The following is a 20,699-nucleotide window of genomic DNA, read 5'->3' as shown; positions in this document are numbered from 1 at the left end:
CACCGACGTCCGAGCGCACCTCCCCACCACCCCGACCCACCCACCCCGGAAGGCGGTGAAGCCGTGAAAGCCTGGGAAGACCTCGTCGGCACCGCGCTCCTCGGCACCCGCCGGCGCACCGTCGACCCCGCCACCCAGCCTCCCGCCGTCCAAAGCCTCCTCGAAGGCCGTGAAGACCCCGCCGAACAGCTGCTCGCCGCGGCGGCCGTGCTCACCACCTACCGGCGGGCCGGGCGGCGGGCCCAAAGCGATGTCCGTCCCCTGCCCGTCGCCTCGCCCGACGAGCGGCCCTTCGTTCCTCCCCTCGCGCGGGAACGGCTGGCGCGGCTGCTCGCCGCCAGTCATCCCGATCTGCTCGTCGAATGGCTCGGCATCGTCGCCGGCACGGACTACCGCGTCCCGCCCGAAACCCTCCCCCTGCTCGCCGAAGCCGCGCGCAGCAAGGTCGCGCTGCGGGGGCCGCTCGTCGCCGTCGCCGGGCCGGTCGGGGCGTGGCTCGGGCAGCGGAACCCCGACTGGGCCTTCCTCTCCGCGCCGCCCGAGGCCGGAAAGGACGTCTGGCAGTACGGCAGCCTCGCGCAGCGCCGCCGCTGGCTCGCCGCCAAGCTCGACGACGATCCCGGCGTCGCCCGCGAAGCCCTCGCGGGATCCTGGAAGAGCGAACCCGCCGACGTCCGGTCGGACTTCCTCGGCGTGCTCGCCGGGCACGTCGGCGCCGAAGACGAAGCCTTCCTCGAAGCCGCCCTCACCGATCGGGCCGCCGCCGTGCGCGAACGGGCCGCCGATCTGCTCGGGCGGCTGCCCGGCACCCGGTACGGCGAGACCATGGCCGACCGGCTGCGGCCCCTCGTCCGCCGGAAGGGCCGGGTGCTCGAAGTCACCGTCCCCCAAGGCGAACGCGGCGAAGGCACCGTCCGGCTGCGCACCCTCGCCGCCGCCGCTCCGCTGGCCTTCTGGACCGAGTTCGGGCCGCCCGCCGAGGTCGTGCGGATGACCGTCGAAGGCTGCCCGGCCGGCGTGCTGCGCGACTCCTGGGCCACCGCGGCCCTGCGCCAGCGCGACGAAACCTGGGCGCAGGCGCTGATCGGCGCCGACCCCGGCGGCCGCACCACGCCGCCGCTGCTGGGCGTGCTGAGCCCGGCGAGCCAGGCCGCCACCGTCGGGCACCTGGTGAGCCGGCTGCCCGTCGAGTCGTTCGCGCGGCTGGTGCACGAGCTGCCCCGGCCGTGGACGAAGGAACTCGGCATCGCCCTGCTCGACTGGATCGCCCGCCAGGACGACCACCGCCTGGTCTCGCACGCCGCCGTCGTGATCGCCCGTGCGGTCCCCGCCGCGTGCCTCCGCCACCCGCTCGCCACCACCCGCCTGACCATGGACGCCGGTCCGTGGCGCCGGGCGCTCACCGAAACGCTGAACTTCCGCCGCGAAATGTACGAGGAGCTCGCATGACCGCCGCCACCGTCCTCCGGCCGCACGCCGAACAGGACCACGCCGCCGAGCTGGCCGCGCTGGCCGCCGCCGACGAGCGGGCCAAGCCGCCCAACTGGAACCTGTCGCCGTGGGCCGTCGTCGAGTACCTGCTCGGCGGCACCCTGCCCGACGGCACCGTGATCACGCCGAAGTACGTCGGCCCGCGGCGGCTGATCGAGGTCGCCGTCGCGACGCTGGCCACCGACCGCGCGCTGCTGCTGCTCGGCGTGCCCGGCACGGCGAAGACGTGGGTGTCCGAGCACCTTTCCGCCGCGATCAGCGGGGATTCGACCCTGCTGGTGCAGGGCACCGCGGGCACGTCGGAGGAGTCCATCCGCTACGGCTGGAACTACGCCCGCCTGATCGCCGAGGGCCCGAGCGCCGCCGCGCTGGTCGAAAGCCCGCTGCTGCACGCGATGCGGGACGGCAAGCTCGCCCGGCTCGAAGAGCTGACACGCATCCCGGCCGACGTCCAGGACTCGCTGATCACGATCCTCTCCGAGAAGACGCTGCCCATCCCCGAGCTGGGCACCGAGGTGCAGGCGCGGCCGGGCTTCAACCTGATCGCGACGGCGAACAACCGCGACAAGGGCGTCAACGAGCTGTCGAGCGCGCTGCGGCGGCGGTTCAACACCGTCGTGCTGCCGCTGCCGGACAGCGCCGAGGCGGAGGTCGAGATCGTCAGCCGCCGGGTCGCCGAGCTGGGCACGTCGCTGCAGCTGCCCACGGAAGCCGCCGAGCTGTCCGAGATCCGCCGGGTGGTCACGGTGTTCCGCGAGCTGCGCTCGGGCCGCACCGAAGACGGCCGCACGGCGGTCAAGTCGCCGTCCGGCACGCTCTCGACGGCCGAGGCGATCAGCGTGCTCACCGGCGGGCTCGCACTGGCCACGCACTTCGGTGACGGCGTGCTGCGCCCCCACGACGTCGCGGCCGGCATCCACGGCGCGGTGGTCAAGGACCCGGTGGCCGACCGCGCGATCTGGATCGAGTACCTCGAGACGGTCGTGCGCGAGCGCGACGGCTGGGCCGACTTCTACCGGGCGGGCCAGGAGCTTTCGTGACGACGCACCTGCTCGGCATCCGCCACCACGGCCCGGGTTCGGCCCGGGCCGTGGCGACGCGGCTCGCGCAGCTCGAACCCGACGTCGTGCTGATCGAAGGCCCGCCCGAGGCCGACGTCCTGGTCGAGCTGACCGAAGACCCGGCGATGGCGCCGCCGGTCGCGCTGCTGGCGTACGCGACCGACGACGTCTCGCGCGCCGCGTTCTGGCCGTTCGCCGTCTTCAGCCCGGAGTGGCAGGCGCTCGCCTACGCGCGGGAGGCCGGGATCCCGGTGCGGTTCTGCGACCTCCCGGCCGCGAACACGTTCGCCGCGGGCCCGGACGAGCACGCGGGCCCGCCGGTCGACCCGCTGGCGTTGCTGGCGTCGGCCGGTGGCTACGACGACCCGGAACGCTGGTGGGACGACGTCGTCGAGTCCCGGCGGGACAGCGAAAACCCGTTCGAGGTGATCGCGGACGCGATGACCGCGGTGCGCGAGGACGAGGAACCGCCGCGCGGCAACGAAGCCCGGCGCGAGGCCTACATGCGCTCGGTGCTGCGCCGCACCCGCAAGGACGGCTTCGAGAACATCGCCGTCGTCTGCGGGGCCTGGCACGTGCCCGCGCTCGCCGACCCGCTGCCGCCCGCGTCGCACGACCAGGCCATCCTCAAAGGACTGCCGAAGCGGAAGGTCTCGTGCACCTGGGTGCCGTGGACCCACGGGCGGCTCGCGACGGCCAGCGGCTACGGCGCCGGGGTGCGTTCGCCGGGCTGGTACCACCACCTCTTCACCACGGCCGAGAACGTCACCACACGCTGGCTGGCCGGCGTCGCGGCGGTGCTGCGGGAGGAGGACCTGCCCGTCTCGACCGCGCACGTCATCGAGGCGGTCCGGCTGGCCGAGACCCTCGCGACGCTGCGCGGGCGGTCGTCGGCCGGGCTGGCCGAGGTCACCGAAGCCACCCGGTCCGTGCTCTGCGGCGGCGACGAGGTGCAGGTCGAGCTGGTCACGCGGCGGCTGGTGGTCGGCGAACGGCTCGGCGAGGTGCCCGACCGCGTGCCGCAGCCGCCGCTGGCCGCGGACCTGACCGCGACGGCGAAACGCCTGCGGCTCAAGAAGGATCCGATCGTCAAGGAGCTCGACCTCGACCTGCGGACCCCCGGCGGGCTCGACCGCTCGAAGCTGCTGCACCGGCTGCGGATCCTCGGCATCGAGTGGGGCAGCCGGGAGGCGTCGGCCCGGCGGAACAAGGGCACGTTCCGCGAGACCTGGGCGCTGTGCTGGGAACCGGCCTTCGAGGTCGACCTGGTGGCGGCCGCGGTGCACGGCACCACCGTGCCGTCGGCGGCGACGAGCGCGGTCCGCGACACCGTCGAGGGCACGCCCCCGCTGGACGAGGTGACCACGGCGGTCGAGAACTGCCTGCTCGCCGACCTGCCGGAGGCGCTGCCCGAAGCGCTGGCCGCCCTCGACGCGCGGGCGGCGGCGGACGCAGACGTCGCCCGCCTGATGTCGGCGCTGCCCGCGCTGGCCCGGGCGACTCGCTACGGGAACGTGCGCGGCACCGACACCGGGGCGCTGCGCGCGGTCGCCGACCGCATGCTCGACCGCATCTGCGCCGGGCTGCCACCGGCGACGCACGGGATCGACGACGACGCCGCGGCCCGGATGGCCCAGCTCGTCGACGGGGTGCACGACGCGACGTCGCTGCTGGGCGACGACCCGAAGGAGCGCTGGCTCGCGGCGCTGGCGCGGCTGGCCGAACGGCCGTCGCTGCCGCCGTTGCTGGCCGGGCGGCTCACCCGGATCCTGCACGACGCCGGGCTGCTCGACGCGCTGGACATCGAACTGCGGCTGGGGCGGGCCCTGACGCCGGGCATCGCGCCGGCGGCGGGCGCGGCGTACGTCGAAGGCTTCTTCGACGGCGGTGCGTTGCTGCTGGTGCACGACGAAGGCCTGCTGCGGGTGATCGACGCGTGGCTCGCGGGGATCCACGACGACGTCTTCACCGAAGTGCTTCCGTTGCTGCGCCGCACTTTCGGCGCGTTCAGCGGGCCGGAGAAGCGGGCGATCGGGCACCGTGCGGCCGGGCTCACCGGCACCGCGGCGGTCGTGGCCATGGCCGAAGAACTGGACGAGGACCGGGCGGAGCGCGTGCTGCCGGTCCTCGCGACCCTGCTGGGGGTGGGAGCTTGAGCACGGACACCGAGCGGACGCGGCGCTGGCGCCTGGTGCTGGGCGCCGAGGGCGCGGGTCCCGGGTCGGGACTGGCCGACGCTCAACTGTCCGATGAGGACAGTGGGGTCGACGCGGTGCTGGCCGCCCTGTACGACAAGCCGGACGAGGAAGCGACGGGCGGCCCGCGCAGCGCGAACCTGGGCGCGTCGGCGCCGCGGGTCGCGCGCTGGCTCGGCGACATCCGCCGCTACTTCCCCAGCACCGTCGTGCAGGTGATGCAGCGCGACGCCGTCGACCGGCTGGGCCTGACCCGGATGCTGCTGGAGAAGGAGCTGCTCTCGGCGGTCGAGCCGGACGTGCACCTGGTCGGGACGCTGCTGTCGCTCAACGGCGTCCTGCCGGAGGAGACCAAGGAGACGGCGCGCGAGGTCGTCCGCAAGGTGGTCGAGGAGCTGGAGCAGCGGCTGGCCGAGCGCACGCGCGCGGCGATCAAGGGGGCGCTGGACAAGGCGTCGCGCACGCATCGGCCGCGGCCGGGTGACGTCGACTGGGCGCGCACGATCCACCGGAACCTCAAGCACTACTCCCCCGAGCTGCGCACGATCGTGCCCGAGCAGCTGATCGGCTACGGCCGGCGCCAGCAGTCGGTGCAGCGCGACGTCATCCTGGCCGTGGACCAGTCGGGCTCGATGGCGGAGTCGGTGGTGTACTCGGGGCTGTTCGGCGCGGTGCTGGCGTCGATGCGGGCGTTGCGGACGAGCTTCGTCGCGTTCGACACGGAGGTCGCGGACCTGACCGAGCACCTCGCCGACCCGGTCGACGCCCTGTTCGGCACGCAGCTGGGCGGCGGCACGGACATCAACCGGGCGATCGCGTACTGCCAGGGCCTGGTCGGCCGCCCCGAGCAGACGCTGCTGGTGCTGATCAGCGACCTGTACGAGGGCGGCAACGAAGAGGAGCTCCTGCACCGGATCGCCGAGCTGGTCGGCGCGGGCGTCCAGGTGGTGACGCTGCTGGCGCTGTCCGACTCGGGCGCGCCGTCGTACGACCACGAGAACGCGGCGGCCCTGGCGGAGCTGGGGGTCCCGGCGTTCGCGTGCACGCCGGACCAGTTCCCGGAGCTGATGGCGGCCGCCGTCCGGGGCGACGACCTGCAGGCCTGGGTGGCCCGGGAGACCAGCTGAGTTGCGGAATGAAACTCGACCGCGCGCGGTTGAGAGGGGAGCGGGACGTACTCGGGGCCCGCACCGACGACCAGGAAGGGACGGCTCGCCATGAAGGTTCGCAGCTCGGTCCGTTCGCTCGCCCGCCAGCCGGGCGCCCAGGTGATCCGGCGCGGTAACCGCGTGTTCGTGATCAACAAGGACAACCCGCGCCAGAAGGCTCGTCAGGGCTGACTCGACGCGGCCGCCCGGTCTTCCGCGCGGCCGAAGCGCATCACCCCGTCGTCGACGCGGGTGAACCGCATGTCGGCCAGATCGAGCAAGTAGTTCTGGCGCATCATCCAGGGCCGCCTCTCCCCCTGCTTCGGCAGGTCGGAGGCGGCCCTCTTGATGTACCCGGACGCCAGGTCCACGATCGGGCGCGGCCGGCCCGCCGTCGATGCCGATGCCGCGTCCGGGGCGCAGTACGCGTACCCGCGCCGGTCCAGGTACGCCAGCAGCCGGCACACGTACTGGGACGTCAGGTCCGCCCGGAGCGTCCACGAGTTGTTCGTGTAGCCCACGCACCACGCCAGGTTCGGGACGCCGCCGAACATCATGCCCTTGTACGCGCGCTGGTCGCCGGGAGCGATCGCGCGCCCGTCGACCGTCAGGGCTATTCCGCCGAACGCCACCAGGCGCAGGCCCGTCGCCGTCACGATGATGTCGGCGTCCAGTGAGCGGCCCGACTCCAGCTGCACCCCGGACGCCGTGAAGCGCGCGATCCGGTCCGTCACGATGTCCGCCTTGCCCGACCGCAGCGCCCGGAACAGGTCCGCGTCCGGCACCAGGCACAGCCGCTGGTCCCACGGGTCGTACGACGGCACGAAGTGCGGGTCCACCGGGATCGACGCCGGCAGCTGCGCCGCCACCCGATCCCGCAACGCCCGCGCCGCCCGGCGCGGCAGCCGCCGCATCAGCTGGAAGAACAGCGTCCCCATGACCACGTTCTTGCCCCGCACCACGCGGTGCGCGAGCTTTTCCGGCAGCAGCGCGCGGATCCGGTCGGCGAGCACGTCCTTCCCCGGCCGCGCCACGATGTACGACGGCGAGCGCTGCAGCATCGTCACCCGCGCGGCCTGCGCGGCCATCGCCGGGACGAGCGTCACCGCCGTCGCGCCGCTGCCGATCACCACGACCTGCTTGCCCGTGTGGTCCAACGCCGGAGGCCAGTGCTGGGGATGCACGATCTCCCCCGAGAACTCCGCGCGGCCCGGAAAGTCGACGACGTGCCCGCTCTCGTACGAGTAGTAACCACTGCACAGGTACAGGAACCGGCAGGTGAACGTCGCGCCGTGCTCGGTCGAGACCGTCCACAGCGCGTCCGGCGACGACCACGACGCCCGCACCACCCGGTGGCCGAAACGGATCCGCTCGACGACCCCGTGGGCGGAAGCCGTCGAGCGGATGTACGACAGGATCGACGGGCCGTCGGCGATCGCCTTCGGGTCCTTCCACGGGCGGAACGGGTAGCCGAGGGTGAACATGTCCGAATCGGACCGGATGCCCGGATAGCGGAACAGGTCCCAGGTGCCGCCGATGGTGTCGCGCGCCTCCAGCACGGCGTACGTCTTGCCCGGCAGCCGCTCCTGGAGCCGGCAGGCCGCGCCGACGCCGGACAGGCCGGCGCCCACGATCAGGACGTCCACGTGCTCGGCGGCGCTCATGAATTCCAGCCTAACCGAGGTGGGGACCCCGCCGGACCGGGTCGGGGCACCGGCCCGGCGGGGAGGATCACGACAACCGCACGACCTGTGTCGCGCCGAAGGTGCCCTTCACCGGCACCGTCACGGACTTGCCGTGCACGGTCACCGTCACGCTGTCCTGCGTCTGCGTCGGGTCCGACACGGCCAGCTGACGCCGCCCGAGCGCGACGGACGCGGGACCCGACACGTGAACGCCGTCAACCGAGCCGGCCGCGAAGAAGTTCGCCAACGTCGTGTCGGCCACCCGGAGCGCCTGCACCACCGGCGTGTTCGCGAGAACGCGCCACGCCCAGGACGCCGTGAGCGTCCCGACCACGGAAGCGCCCGGCAGCACCGCGTACGCGTACTTCGCGTCCGTCGGCTTGACGCCGTGCTCCAGCACCAGCTTCTGGTACCGGCGCGTGTTCGGCGTCGTCGTGCCCTTGGTGTTGGCGCCGGTGTCGATGTCGCGCCACGCGCCGGTCCGGTCTTCGCGCAACGCCGTCACCGAGGCGTCGTCCAGGAGGACGTACCCGCCGACGTCTTCCAGGTGCACCCAGTGCGGCCGCCGGAGCGCGGAAGCCTTGCCGAGGTTGGTCGGGACGCGCCGGAAGTCCGCGGTCAAGGCACCGCGACCGCCTTCGCCGAGGTTGCGGTTCTCGATCGTCGTGCGCACGTTCGACGCCGACGTGCCGGTGATCCCGGCGCCGAGGCACACGATCCCGGACGGCGTGAAGAACCATGACTTCTTCGCGACCAGCGACCCGTCCCAGGACTTGAAGTCCACGGCGAAAGCGCCGAGCTTGTCGTCCCAGCGGACGCCGCCGGTGTGCGGGTTCGGGCCGACCGGCACGCCGCCGAACTTCGGGTCGACCGGGCCGTCGTTCTCGGTCGTGCCCGGCAGCAGCAGCGGGTCGACCGTCGGCCAGTAGGCGTCGGTGTAGTGGCCCTTGGCGTTGGGCAGGAACGTGTAGAGCACGCCGTCGCCGACGTGGTAGCCCTTGAGGTTCTGGCCGTTGATGGACTCGTAGCGCGAGATCCGCGTCGAGCTGACGCCCAGCGACGCCGACCAGTCGCCGGTGACGTGCACCATCCGGTCCTGCTGACCGAAGTCGCGGTGCGTCGCGACGACCCGCGCCGGGCGCGCGCCCGAGGCGAGCATGTCCTGCGCGAACTCGATGCCCGGCGTCGCCACCAGGTCCGGGCCGGGCGCGAACCGCTCCGGGTCGGGGATCTTCAGGAACGGCGCGTACGTGCCTTCCTTGATCCACTTCGCGGCCAGCGCGTTCAGATCGGTCTTCGTCTTGCCCGACGCCGTGCGGGCCAGCACGAGTGTCGCCACCGTCAGCTGGTGGCCGATGTCGTGCCCGTTCTCCCCCTGCCGCGACAGCATCCGCCCGCGCACCGGTTCCATCAGCGCGCCCGCGTAGACGAACGGCGCGAAGCTGTCCGCGACCAGCGCGTAGACCTTGTCCTTGAGCGGCTGCGGCAGCGCGTACTCCGTGCCCGCCGTGACGTGGATGGCGCCGGCGAGCGCGGTGAGCAGGACGATGCCGTAGTGCCCGGGGTACGGGATGGTGTCGTGCTGGATGAACGAGCCGTCGACGTGGAAGCCGTCACCGGCCGCGCGGTCCAGCTTGGCGACGACGCTCGCCGCGCCCCCACCGGCGACGTCGGTGAGCGCGTCGATGCCCGTCTTGATCCAGGCGGTGTCGCCGATCAGCGCGCCGGCGACGATCGAGATGAGGGCCTTGTCCGCGCGGTTCGCACCGGTCTCGACGAGCGACGTGTTGTTCGCGCGGACGTTCGGGTTGCCGACGAACCGCTTGATCGGGCTGACGTACCGGGCCAGCTCGTCGGCGGTCAGCCGGTCGGCAACCACCGAAAGCGTGTGCAGCACGTAGTACGGGACGCCGATTTCGTAGGTGTACCAGTTGCCGATCTCGCCGACCTGCGGGTTGTACTGGCTCGCGTAGATCAGCTCGAGCGCGGCCTTGATCCGGTCGAGCACCACCGGGTCGCCGGACAGCGCGCCGCCCGGCGTGCCCCAGTCGACGGCGATCGCGCGCAGCCGGGCGTACATCGACGTCGTGTAGTCGCTGCCCGGACCGAGCGGCAGGTCCGTCCACAGTGGAGCGCCACCACCGGCGACGGACAGGCTCGCGTTGTAGGCCTTGGCGACGCGGCCCAGGTTGGCCAGCGCTTCGGTGCGTTCGGGCGACGGCCGGTTGATGCCGGTCTGCAGCTGCCGGTAGGCGGCGACGATCGGCGCGGTGGCCGCCGGCACCCCGCTCCCGGCCGGGGTGACCACGGGCGCCGCGGCCGCCGCGGAAGCGAACGCGGGACGGGTGAGCAACACGGTCGAAGCGGCCGCCAGCGCGCCGCCGCGCAGAGCGTTTCTCCGGTTCACGGGCATGGCAATGCCTCCCAGGAAGACATCCTCGGCTTGCGGGGAATGGGGAACGGGAATTCGGTTGTGCGGCGGCGGATTCGGTGCTTGGCACCAGAAACTGTCGGTGCCGGGCGATAGGCTGGAAACGGGGGGCGCCCCCGCGGGCTCCGGGTCGGCGGCGCCGAAATTGTCGGTGCCGAACGATAAAGTGGAAACTGGGGGGCGCCCCGCGGGAGGCGCCCCGCCGGGTCAGCGGGAGCCGTCGGTGCGGCGGGGCAGCTGCCAGGGGTTGGCCTCCTGCAAGGGTTCGGGAAGCAACGCGTCCGGGAAGCCCTGCCAAGCGAGCGGGCGCAGGAACCGCTCGATCGCGGCGGTGCCGACGGACGTCGTGGTCGGGGCGGTTGTGGCCGGGTACGGGCCGCCGTGCTGCTGGGCCCAGCTCACCGTCACGCCGGTGGGCCAGTCGTTCCACAGCAGCCGGCCGGCGATGCGGCTCAGCGCCGGCAGCACCGGCCGGATCCAGTCCACATCGGACTCCTCGCCGTGGATCGTGGCGGTGAGCCCCGGTTCGATGACGTCGAGCAGGCGCAGCAGCTCGCCCTGGTCGGCGTAGGTGACGATCAGCGACGCCGGGCCGAAGCACTCCTCGTGCACCGCGTCACCGCCTTCGAGGAACTGCTTGCCGGTGGTGGCCAGCAGCGTCGGGGTGAACGCGGGCGACGAAGAAGCCGACGAAGACACGACCTCGACGCCCGGCACCTCCCGCAGCTGCGCCAGCTTGTCGGCGTACCCGGCGGCGATGCGGTCGTTGAGCATCGGCTGGGCCGCGGCGCCGTCCAGCGCCGCGCGCAGCGTGTCGGTCAGGTTGTGGTCCTCGGGCAGGAACAGCAGGCCCGGCTTGGTGCAGAACTGGCCGGCGCCGAGGGTGAACGACCCGGCGTAGCCCTTCGCGACGGCTTCGCCGCGCGCGGCGATCGCGGCCTCGGTGACGACGACCGGGTTGACGCTGCCGAGCTCGCCGTAGAACGGAATCGGCCGCGGCCGCGCGTTCGCGATGTCGAACAGCGCCCGCCCGCCGGGGATGGAGCCGGTGAACGACGACGCCGCGATCCGCGGGTCCTTCAGCGCGGTGACGCCCTCCTCCTGCCCGAAGATCACGTCGAAGATGCCGTCGGGCGCGCCCGCGCCGATCAGGGCTTCGCGCACGATCCGGCCGGTCAGCGCGGACAGCTCGGGGTGGCCGGGGTGAGCTTTGAGGATCACCGGGCAGCCCGCGGCGAGCGCGGACGCCGTGTCGCCGCCGGCGACGCTGAACGCGAACGGGAAGTTGCTGGCCGCGAACACCAGCACCGGCCCGATCGCGGTCTTCACGCGGCGGATGTCCGGGCGCGGGCCCATCGGCCAGTCGGCGTCGGCGTGGTCGACGGTGGCGCCGAGGTACTCGCCGTCGGTGAGGACCTCGGCGAACAGGCGGAGCTGGAACGTCGTGCGCTTCAGCTCGCCCGCCAGCCGCGGGGTGGCGGGCAGGTGGGTCTCGGCGTGCGCGAGCGGGACGAGGTCGTCCGCGGCGGCGTCGAGGGCGTCGGCGGCCGTGACGAGCCAGCGGGCGCGTTCGGCCGGGGTGGCCGCGGCGGCGGGACGGGCAGCCGCGGCGGCTCCCGCCAGGATCTTCTCGAGCGTGGCGGCGTCGGTGGCCTGGCTCATGGGTGGAACAGCTCCTCAGGCAATTTCCGGGTCCCGGGGTCCGACCCCGGATATCTCAGTTCTCGTGGGCGGCGGCGGTGGCCGTGGCCAGGTCGCCCCAGCGACCCGGACCGGCCAGTCCGAGGTGGTACAGGTGCAGCTCCGCGGCGCCCGCCTTGGCCAGCTCGCCCACGTACGCGGCGATGTCCGGCACCGGCGCGGCGGCCACCGCGGTGATGTAGCTGCCGATCGCCACCCGTTCGGGCAGCGCCTCCCGGGCCGCCGCGACGGCGTCGGCCCCGGTGGCGGGTGCCCACCCGAACAATACGACCGCGTCGGCGTCGTCCGCAGCGGACGGCGTCAGCCCGGGCAGCGCGCCGGTGACCCACGGGTCGAGCGCGCCGTGCAGCACGATCCGGATGCCCTCCGGCAGCACGGCCAAAACCGCCGCCCGCAGCTCGTCGGTGGCCCGCTGCCGGGTCCGCAGCAACGCCTGGGTCAGGTCGGGCGGCAGGTCGTCGGCCGTGACGCCCAGGTCGCCGGTCGCGACCAGCCGCCGGACCTCTTCGACGAGCTGCGCGCGGACGGTGTCCGCGTCGAGGTCCCACGAAGACGCGCACGCGTCGCAGCAGCAGATCGACAGCAGCCGGGCCACCGCCGGCGCCCAGACGCCGTCGGTCTTCTCGTGCTGGTGCTGGTGCACCGCGCCGAGCGGGCCGCAGGCTTCGAGGATCACCGACGACAGCTCCAGCCCGGCGACGGCCTCGGCGGTCAGCGTCGCGGCGTACTCGCGCACCGCGGGCTGCGACGGGCACAGCGCCCAGGGATAGCTCTCCCCGAAGCAGTTGCGCACGACGACGTCCGGGTGCTCGTAACCGAGCTGGGAGTTGTGGGTCAGCACGATCCACGCGGCGGCCGGGATCCCGGCTTCGGTGAGCAGCCGGACCGCGTCGCCACCGCTGTCCTCCGACGTCACCCAGTCCGGAGTGGACGGACGCAGCGCGCCCCACCCCTCGGAAACCGGGCGGTAGAAGGCCGCGTGCCGCGCGACCACGGCCGTCCGCGAAGCCGACCACGGTGTCGCGGCGCGGGCGCTGTGGTACGACAGCGCCACGGCCACCTCGTCGACACCCAGATCGCGCACCCGCGCGGCGAACCCGGCCTCCAGGACGTCCCAGGGGTAGGCGTATCCCGTCACCTTCACCGGGTCACCACCTCGCCGTGTTCGGCTCGAACCCGTCGACGTACTTGCGCATGTAGGTCACGTCGTCCCGCTTCGTCAGTCCACATCGGACGTAGTTCTCGTGCAGCTTGGCCAGCGCGTCCTCGTCGAGCTTGACGCCCAGCCCCGGGGTCGACGGAACCGGCACGGCGCCGTCGCGGAACTCCAGCACGCCCGGCTCGATGACGTCCTCGACCTTCCACGGCCAGTGCGTGTCGCACGCGTAGGTCAGGTGCGGGGTCGCCGCGGCGACCTGGACCATCGCGGCCAGGCTGATCCCGAGGTGGCTGTTGGAGTGCATCGACAGGCCGACACCGAAGCTCTCGCACGTCGTCGACAACGACTGCGTCGCGCGCAGGCCGCCCCAGAAGTGGTGGTCCGACAGCAGGACGCCGATCGCGCGCGCCCGGAAGCCCGGCTCGATGTCGCCGAAGTTCACCACGCACATGTTGGTGGCCAGCGGCATCGACGCCTCGGCGGCCACCTGGGCCATGCCCTCGATGCCCGGCGTCGGGTCTTCGAGGTACTCCAGGACACCGTCCAGCTCGTGAGCCACCCGGATGCCGGTTTCGACGGTCCACGCGCCGTTCGGGTCGATCCGCAGCGGGTGCCCGGGGAACGCCTCGGCCAGCGCGCGGATCCCGTCGACCTCCTGGGCCGGCTCGAAGACGCCGCCCTTGAGCTTGATGGAGCGGAAGCCGTACTGGTCGATCATCCGCTTCGCGGAGCCGACCAGCGTCTCGGGCGTGGTGATCTCGCCCCAGGAGTCCTCGCGGCCGTCGATGTGCTTGCCGTACTTGTAGAACAGGTACGCGGAGAACTCGACGGCGTCGCGGGCCTTGCCGCCGAGCAGGTCGGTGATCGGGCGGCCGAGGTACTGGCCCTGCGCGTCCAGGCACGCGACCTCGAACAGCGAATACACGCTCGCGACGGTCTTGCGGATCGAGAAGCCGCCGATCAGCCCGTGGGCGTCGGTCAGGACCGTGCCCGACAGCGCCCGCGCGACCAGCCGCTGCAGCCCGGGCAGGTCGAAGACGTCGTGGCCGCGCAGTTGCGGCAGCACCTTGCGCACCTCGCCGAGGAACGCGTCGTCGCCGTAGGACTCGCCGAGCCCGACGATGCCGTCGTCGCACTTGACCTGCACGATGCTGCGCAGCGCGAACGGCTCGTGCACGCCCATGACGTTGAGCAGCGGCGGGTCGGCGAACGCGACCGGCGTCAGCACCACATCGAGGATCTTCATCAGCCCAGCGCCTTCAGGGTCACGAAGCCGTCCTCCACGACCTTCTCGAGCCGGTGGATCTGCTCCGGCGTCGGCTCGACCAGCGGCGGCCGGACCGGGCCGACCTTGTCACCGCGCAAGCGGGCGGCGGCCTTGACCAGCGACACGGCGAAGCCCGGCGTCTCGTCCCGCAGCGCCACCAGCGGCAGGTAGAAGCCGGTCAGCAGCGCGTCCATCACGCGGGTGTCGCCCTCGCCGAGCGCGCGGTGGAAGCGGTGCGCGATCTCCGGCGCGAAGCAGTGCACGGCCGAGGAGTAGCGGGCGACGCCGATCGAGGCGTACGCCTTGGCCGAGACCTCCGCGGTCGGTAACCCGTTGAAGAACAGGAAGTTCCGCGACCGCTCGGTGTCCAGCGACCGGATCGTGGTGACGATCCGGGTCATCACCTCGACGTCGCCGTAGCCGTCCTTGAGTCCCACGATCGAGGGAATGTCCAGCAGCGAAGCCGCGGCCGGCGCGCTGAAGACGCCGGTGCCGCGGTGGTAGACGATCACCGGCACCGACGAGTCGCCGACGGCGTAGCGGACGAAGTCGACCAGTCCCGCCTGCGGCCCGGAAACGAGGTACGGCGGCAGCAGCAGGACGCCGTCGGCGCCCCCCGCCTGGGCCGCCGCGATGCCGGCCCGCGCCGACGCCGCGCCGCCACCGGCGCCCACCCAGACCGGGACGCGGCCGGCGGCCACCTCACGCGACCGGGTGAGCACCGAGGCGTGCTCGGCGGGCGAGAGCGAGCTGAACTCGCCGGTGCCGCACGCGACGAACAGCGCACCGGCGCCCGCCGCGATGTGGCTCTCCACGTTCTCCGCGAGCGCGTCGAGGTTGACCTCGAGGTTCTCGGTGAACGGGGTGAGGGGGAACGCCAGCAGGCCGTCCAGCTCGATCTCGTTCTGTGCCATCAGTTTCTGCTCTCTCGTCCTTCATTCGGTTCCGGCCGGGTGTGGCCAGGCGTCAGGCGGGCACGGTCGTGCCTTCCTTCTTGCGATCGACGTCGTCGTCGGTGTTCACGGTGTCGACGATCTCATCGGCCGCCGCGCTCCGCTCGGGCGCGAGCAGGCCGAGGCCGACGTACAGGGCGAGCGAGACCAGGATCGGCGTGGCGACGAGGACCGTCTGGTTCGCGGTGAAGACGTAGTAGCAGAGCCCGTAGGCGATCAGGCCGCCCGCCCAGGAGACCAGCGCCGCGCGCGGGCCGCACTTGCGGAACCACGGCAGCATGCCCAGCAGCAGCGGGATCGAGATCGGGCCCATCAGCGCGGCGACCCAGTTGACGACGATCTGCAGCACGCCGCCGAGGTTCTGCGCCTGCGTGGCCACGAGCATCGTCAGCGCGACGAAGACCACCGTGGTGATCCGGGCCGCCTTCAGGCCCTGGACGTCGGTCCACTGCCGGGTGCGGCGGACCATCGCCGGGATCATGTCGCGGGTGATCACCGCGGAGATCGCGTTGGCGTCGGAGGAGACCATCGCCATGGTGTGCGAGAAGATCCCGGCCAGCACCAGGCCGACCAGGCCCGGCGGCAGGAACGTCGTCGTCATGATCGCGTACGACTGCGTCGGGTCCTTGATGCCGGGGATGAGCAGCGGCGCCGCGAACATCGGGAACATCAGCACCAGCGGCCACACAAGGTACAGCGCGGACGAAAGCCGCGCGCCGCGCCGGGCTTCGTGGGTGTTCGGCGCCGCCATGTAGCGCTGCGCCAGGTTCCACATGCCTCCGTTGTACTCCAGCGTCTTCACGAGCACGTAAACGAGCAAGAAGATGGTGGTGTACTTGGACGTCACCGGGTCGAGGTGGTTCTCCGGCAGCTTGTCCCACATCGTCCAGAGCGCGGAGATCCCGCCCAGCTTGCCCAGCACCACGACGATCATCACGATCGCGGCGATGCCCTGGATGACGAACTGGCCGAAGTCGGTGAGCGCGTCGGCCCACAGCCCGCCGATGGTGCAGTAGACGAGGGTGACCGCGCCGGTGATGAGGATGCCGAGGTTGTAGTCGAGGCCGGCGAAGACGTGCAGCAGCGTAGCGACGGCGAACCACTTGGCCGCGATGTCGAAGATCTTCAGCAGGCTGCCGCTCCAGGCGAGCGCCTGCTGCGTCGGCACGTTGTACCGCTTGGCCAGGTACTCCAGCGGCGACGCGACGCCGAGCTTCGAGCGCAGCCGGTTCCAGCGCGCGGCGAACAGCCAGCTGCCGATGCCCACGCCGATGCCGATGCTGGCGAAGCCCCAGAAGTACACGGTGACGCCGCTGGTGTACGCGACGCCCGCGTACGCGACGAAGAGCACGGCGCTGTAGCCGGACATGTGGTGCGAGATGCCGGCCAGCCACCACGGCATCTTGCCGCCGGCCGTGAAGAAGTCCTTCACGTCGCTGACCCGTTTGTGCGACCACCAGCCGATCACGATCATCAGCGCGAAGTACGCGCAGACCATCGCCCAGTCGAGTGCGTGCACCGCAGGCTCCTTTCCGCGTCCACAGTGATGCGGTCTCGAACGAGATGTTCACATCCATGAACGGAGTCTGTTATAGTGATTATGTTCATCCATAAGAACGTTGTTCGGGACGCTAATATGGCCGGAGTCACAAGTCAACGGCCGGACGGAGGCACACAAATGCCGCAGAAGGTGGACAATCCGGACGCCCGAGCGGACGGTGCCCCCGCCGAATCCTCGGGAGTGAAGTCCGCGCGGCGCGCGGTCGACCTCATCGAGACCTTCGCGGCGAACGACGTCTGGCTGTCGCTTTCGGACCTGCACGCGCGCACGGGCTTCCCGCGCTCGTCGCTGCACGGCCTGCTGCGGACCCTGCTGGAGGCCGGCTGGCTGGAGGCGGACACCAACACGGCCCGCTACCGCCTCGGCGTCCGCGCGCTGATCTGCGGCACGGCGTACCTGGACCGCGACGCCGTCGTCCCGTTCGCCACCGAAGCGCTGGAGCGCATCCGGGAGAAGACCGGCTTCACCGCGCACTTCGCGCGGCGCAACGGCACCGAGGTCGTCTACCTGGAGACGCGCGAGTCGCAGCGCTCCACGCACCTCGTCTCCCGCGTCGGGCGCACGCTGCCCACGCACGCGACCGCGCTGGGCAAGGCGCTCCTGGCCGAGCTGACGCACGACGAGATCGAAGCGCTGATGCCCGCGACGCTGCCGCCGCTGACTCCCAACACCATCACTTCGCTCGAAGCCCTGCACGCCGAATGCGCCGCGACGCGCGAGCGCGGGTACGCCGCCGAGATCGAAGAAGGCACGCTCGGTGTCCGCTGCGTCGCCGCGGTGATCCCCTACCGGATCCCGGGCACCGACGCGATCAGCTGCTCGATGCCGATCTCCCAGGTGACCGACGCCGACGCCCAGCGCGTCGGCGAGCTGCTCGCCGAAACCACCGCCGAGCTCGGGCAGCAGCTGCGCCGGGCCGGAATTCGCTGACCGCCGCCCTTATCGAGAGGAACACAATGACGGACCAGCGTGTGCTCATCACCGGGTCGGCGGGTGTCGTCGGCACCCTGATGCGGCCCCGCTTGAAGCGCGACGGCCGGGTGCTGCGCCTGCTCGACCTGGCGCCGCAGACGGCGTCGGACGCTTCCGAGGAGGTCGTGACGGCTTCGGTGACCGACGCCGAGGCGATGGCGGCGGCGTGCGAAGGCGTCGACGCGCTGATCCACCTCGGCGGGCACAGCCGCGAGAACTCGTGGGAAGCGACCCTCGACGTCAACATCAACGGTACGCAGACGGTCCTGGAGGCGGCTCGCGCGGCGGGGGTGTCGCGCGTGATCCTGGCGTCGAGCAACCACGCGGTCGGCTTCCGCCGCAACGACTCCGACCTCCCGGCGGACTCGTCGCCGCGGCCGGACACGTACTACGGCGTGTCGAAGGCGGCGATCGAGGCGCTGGGGAGCCTGTACCACTCGCGCTTCGGCATGGACGTGATCGTGATCCGGATCGGCTCGTGCTTCGAGACCCCGTTGCCGCTGGGCCCGCGCGGCCTGACGACGTGGCTGTCCCCGGACGACGGCGCACGGCTGTTCGAGGCCTGCCTGTCGGCGCCGTCGCCGGGGTACCGGCTGATCTGGGGCGTCTCGGACAACACGCGCCGGATCTACTCCCTGTCGGAGGCGGAAGCGCTGGGGTACAAGTCGTTGGACGACGCGGAGGTGTACGCGGAGCAGCTGGCATCGAAGCCGGCGCCGACGGGCGCGGCGGCCGAGTACGTCGGCGGGCCGTTCTGCACCGCTCCCCTAGGCGTCTTCAACCCGCTCTGACGGTCTTGCGGAGCTGCTCGGCGAAGGATTGTTGCGTGGACTGGCTGGCACCCTGGTGCGTCGAGCAGCTCGGAGCCGAGCCGGTCGAGGTGCTGTTCGAGCGGACGTCCCTTTCGGCGGTGGTCGGGCTGCGGCTGGCCGACGGGCGCGAGGTCGTGGTGAAAGCGAGGGAGGACGACGGCCGGGCCGGCTCGTGCGTCGCCGCGCAGGCCCGGCTGGCGGACCGGGGGTTCCCGTGCGCCCGGCCGATCACCCCCGTGACCGTCGTCGACGCGCTGGCCGTGCACGCCGAAGAGTCCTTGCCGGGCGGCGAAATGCTGCGCGGTGACTCGCCGGACATCGCCGTGCGCTGTGCCGCGGTGTTCGCCCGGCTGATGGCCGAGCTGGCCGACGTGACCGTCGCGCCGCCGCTGCCCAACCCGCGCTGGGTGCGCTGGGACCACGGGGGTTCCGGGCTGTGGCCCGCGATCGGGTTCCTCGACGAGCGGGACCAGAGCGCCGTGCCCGCGCACGTCGTCGACACCGCCCGCCGGGCCCGCCAGCGGTTGCTGGCCACCGACCTGCCGTGCGTGCTGGGCTACGCCGACTTCGAAGCCCAGAACCTCCGCTGGCAGGACGGCGAAGTGCTGGCCGTGCACGATTGGGACAGCCTCGCCTGGCAACCGGAAGCGGCCCTCGTGGGCGCGGCTTCCGGCGCGTTCGCCAGTGCCACGCCGCCGACCCTCCCTCCGATCGAGAGCTCCGAGGCTTTCCTGACGGCCTACCAGGACCTCCGGGGCCGCGAGTTCACCGCGGCGGAGCGGGAAATCGCCTGGGCGGCCGGCCTGTGGACGGCCGCGCACAACGCCCGGTGGGAAGCCCTGCACGGCGATCCCCGGTGTCCGGTGAGGCCGTCCGCGCCCAGGCGGCGGAACGACTCCGCCGGGCGAGCGCCTGACCGCCCTTGCGCAACCCGTGGCTCACCCCCTGACGTAGCGCGTCAGCATCGCGACCATCTCGTCCTCCAGCCGATCCGCGTCGACCGGCTCGTGGTCGGCCACGAGCTGGTGGATCACCAGCTCGACCGTCGTGACGATCAGCCGCGCGGCCGTCTCGATGTCGGCGACCCGGACTTCGGGGTGTTCCTCCAGGAGCGCCCGCATGTAGGCCTCCAGGGACCGCTTCATCCGTTCGGCCTTCTCCAGCAGCTCGTTCGTCTGCGGCGCCTGCTCCCGCAGCATCCGCAGCAAGCGGGGTTCGCCGAGGTGGGATTCGATCGCACCGCGGATGAAGACGCGGAAGACCTGGTCGATCGGGCCGGGCAGCTGCTCCCGCTGGACCCGCTCGACGATGGCCATGCCGTCGTCGAGGTGGCGGACCAGCAGCTCGGCGAGGATCGCGTCCTTGTTCGGGAAGTACTGGTACAGCGAGCCGATGGAGATCCCGGCCTGCTCGGCGATGCGATTGGTGGTGCCGGCGGCGTAGCCGTGTTCGCCGAAAACGTGAGCAGCCGCGGTCAGGATCCGCTGCCGGGTCAGCTCGGCGCGGACCTGGCGCGGCTGTTTACGTGGCTGGATGCGGCGCTGGTCCGATGACACGGCGCTCCCCTCCGCGCGCCTCGAAAAGCGAGTAGCGCAAGACCTGAATATTTGCTCATAATTATGGCATGACCAGCACAAATACGCTGAGCACTCGGTACCGGCGGGTCTCCATGGCCGAGGTCAGGAGCCGACTGGGCGCCCCCGAAGAGATGATCGAGGGCAAGAAGCTCGACCACGTCGACAAGCACGCCCGCCGCTTCATCGCGCACGCCCCGTTCCTCGCGTTGGCCACCGCCGACGCGACCGGCCGCACGGACTGCTCGCCCCGCGGCGACTACCCGGGCTTCGTGAAGGTCCTCGACGAGCACACGCTCGCGCTGCCCGACCGGCCCGGCAACAAGATCGCCGACTCGTTCCGCAACATCGCCGAGAACGACGGCGTCGGCCTGATGTTCCTCATCCCCGGCATGCGGGAGGTGCTGCGGGTCAACGGAAGCGCGTACGTCACCGACGACCCGGACGTGCTCGCCCGCATGCGCACCGAGGCCAAGGCGCCGATGCTGGCCATCATCGTCGAGGTCGCCGAAGCGTACTTCCACTGCGGCCGGGCGCTGCTGCGGTCGAGGCTGTGGGACCCCGCCAGCCAGGCGCTGGCCGCGGAGATGCCGTCGGCCGGCGAGATCGTCACCGACCAGCTGCGCGTGGCCGTCGACCCGGCGGTGTTCGACCAGATCCTCGAAGACAGCTACCGGAAGTTGTACTGA

General features: G+C 72.0%; 16 protein-coding genes and 1 pseudogene. 9 read left to right on the top strand and 8 right to left on the bottom strand.

The features are described from left to right. Nucleotides 1-63: 63 nt before the first annotated feature. From ABZ342_RS29890 to rpmJ, 5 genes are all read left to right on the top strand, one after another. Nucleotides 64-1,449, top strand: coding sequence for a DUF5691 domain-containing protein (locus ABZ342_RS29890; RefSeq protein WP_360479808.1), 1,386 nt, complete (start codon nucleotides 64-66; stop codon nucleotides 1,447-1,449). Next, complete coding sequence (locus tag ABZ342_RS29885) at nucleotides 1,446-2,531, top strand: AAA family ATPase (protein WP_360479805.1); 1,086 nt, start codon at nucleotides 1,446-1,448, stop codon at nucleotides 2,529-2,531. The genes ABZ342_RS29890 and ABZ342_RS29885 overlap by 4 nt, the downstream gene beginning before the upstream one ends. Further along, a complete protein-coding gene (locus ABZ342_RS29880; RefSeq protein ID WP_360479802.1) occupies nucleotides 2,528-4,708 on the top strand; it encodes a DUF5682 family protein in 2,181 nt (726 codons plus the stop codon). The genes ABZ342_RS29885 and ABZ342_RS29880 overlap by 4 nt, the downstream gene beginning before the upstream one ends. Further along, a complete protein-coding gene (locus tag ABZ342_RS29875) occupies nucleotides 4,705-5,874 on the top strand; it encodes a VWA domain-containing protein (protein ID WP_360479799.1) in 1,170 nt (389 codons plus the stop codon). Before ABZ342_RS29880 ends, ABZ342_RS29875 begins: the two co-directional genes overlap by 4 nt. 90 nt (nucleotides 5,875-5,964) lie before the next feature. Continuing rightward, the gene (gene rpmJ, locus ABZ342_RS29870; RefSeq protein WP_155546278.1) at nucleotides 5,965-6,087 is read left to right on the top strand and encodes a 50S ribosomal protein L36; all 123 of its coding nucleotides are present in this window, start codon (nucleotides 5,965-5,967) and stop codon (nucleotides 6,085-6,087) included. Here rpmJ and ABZ342_RS29865 read toward each other — a convergent pair. The 7 genes from ABZ342_RS29865 to ABZ342_RS29835 form a co-directional block, all read right to left on the bottom strand. Further along, the gene (locus ABZ342_RS29865; RefSeq protein ID WP_360479795.1) at nucleotides 6,078-7,559 is read right to left on the bottom strand and encodes an NAD(P)/FAD-dependent oxidoreductase; all 1,482 of its coding nucleotides are present in this window, start codon (nucleotides 7,557-7,559) and stop codon (nucleotides 6,078-6,080) included. The genes rpmJ and ABZ342_RS29865 overlap by 10 nt on opposite strands. A 67-nt stretch (nucleotides 7,560-7,626) precedes the next feature. Continuing rightward, nucleotides 7,627-9,993 carry a polysaccharide lyase 8 family protein gene (locus ABZ342_RS29860; protein ID WP_360479792.1) on the bottom strand — a complete coding sequence of 789 codons (2,367 nt, stop codon included), beginning with the start codon at nucleotides 9,991-9,993 and terminating at the stop codon, nucleotides 7,627-7,629. Between the two features lie 225 nt (nucleotides 9,994-10,218). Beyond that, complete coding sequence (locus tag ABZ342_RS29855) at nucleotides 10,219-11,673, bottom strand: aldehyde dehydrogenase (NADP(+)) (protein ID WP_155546275.1); 1,455 nt, start codon at nucleotides 11,671-11,673, stop codon at nucleotides 10,219-10,221. Between the two features lie 55 nt (nucleotides 11,674-11,728). After that, nucleotides 11,729-12,856, bottom strand: coding sequence for a hypothetical protein (locus ABZ342_RS29850; protein WP_360479789.1), 1,128 nt, complete (start codon nucleotides 12,854-12,856; stop codon nucleotides 11,729-11,731). 4 nt (nucleotides 12,857-12,860) lie between these two features. Then, entirely contained in the window at nucleotides 12,861-14,117 is a 1,257-nt protein-coding gene (locus ABZ342_RS29845; protein WP_360479786.1) for a glucarate dehydratase family protein, read from the bottom strand. Next, on the bottom strand, nucleotides 14,117-15,052 hold the full coding sequence (locus tag ABZ342_RS29840; protein WP_155546272.1) for a 5-dehydro-4-deoxyglucarate dehydratase: 936 nt from the start codon (nucleotides 15,050-15,052) through the stop codon (nucleotides 14,117-14,119). The genes ABZ342_RS29845 and ABZ342_RS29840 overlap by 1 nt, the downstream gene beginning before the upstream one ends. A 52-nt stretch (nucleotides 15,053-15,104) precedes the next feature. Next, on the bottom strand, nucleotides 15,105-16,610 hold the full coding sequence (locus tag ABZ342_RS29835) for a sodium:solute symporter family protein (RefSeq protein WP_155546271.1): 1,506 nt from the start codon (nucleotides 16,608-16,610) through the stop codon (nucleotides 15,105-15,107). A gap of 159 nt (nucleotides 16,611-16,769) precedes the next feature. Between ABZ342_RS29835 and ABZ342_RS29830 the strand changes: the two genes are divergently transcribed. From ABZ342_RS29830 to ABZ342_RS29820, 3 genes and pseudogenes are all read left to right on the top strand, one after another. Continuing rightward, on the top strand, nucleotides 16,770-17,582 hold the full coding sequence (locus ABZ342_RS29830) for an IclR family transcriptional regulator (protein WP_155546270.1): 813 nt from the start codon (nucleotides 16,770-16,772) through the stop codon (nucleotides 17,580-17,582). 26 nt (nucleotides 17,583-17,608) lie between these two features. Beyond that, nucleotides 17,609-18,415 (top strand): NAD(P)-dependent oxidoreductase, encoded by an 807-nt coding sequence (locus ABZ342_RS29825; protein ID WP_360479782.1) that lies wholly within the window; start codon nucleotides 17,609-17,611, stop codon nucleotides 18,413-18,415. 35 nt (nucleotides 18,416-18,450) lie between these two features. Then, nucleotides 18,451-19,352 (top strand): annotated as a pseudogene (locus tag ABZ342_RS29820) (hypothetical protein). 22 nt (nucleotides 19,353-19,374) lie between these two features. Here ABZ342_RS29820 and ABZ342_RS29815 read toward each other — a convergent pair. Further along, nucleotides 19,375-19,992 (bottom strand): TetR/AcrR family transcriptional regulator, encoded by a 618-nt coding sequence (locus tag ABZ342_RS29815; RefSeq protein ID WP_360479779.1) that lies wholly within the window; start codon nucleotides 19,990-19,992, stop codon nucleotides 19,375-19,377. 68 nt (nucleotides 19,993-20,060) lie between these two features. On the opposite strand from ABZ342_RS29815, the gene ABZ342_RS29810 reads away from it, so the two are divergent. Continuing rightward, nucleotides 20,061-20,699 carry an MSMEG_1061 family FMN-dependent PPOX-type flavoprotein gene (locus ABZ342_RS29810; RefSeq protein WP_360479776.1) on the top strand — a complete coding sequence of 213 codons (639 nt, stop codon included), beginning with the start codon at nucleotides 20,061-20,063 and terminating at the stop codon, nucleotides 20,697-20,699.

This window comes from Amycolatopsis sp. NPDC005961, assembly GCF_040629235.1.
GTDB classification, from domain to species: Bacteria; Actinomycetota; Actinomycetes; order Mycobacteriales; family Pseudonocardiaceae; genus Amycolatopsis; species Amycolatopsis camponoti.
Note: the sequence above shows the minus strand (reverse complement) of the source record. Positions and strands in the feature narration are given on the sequence as shown.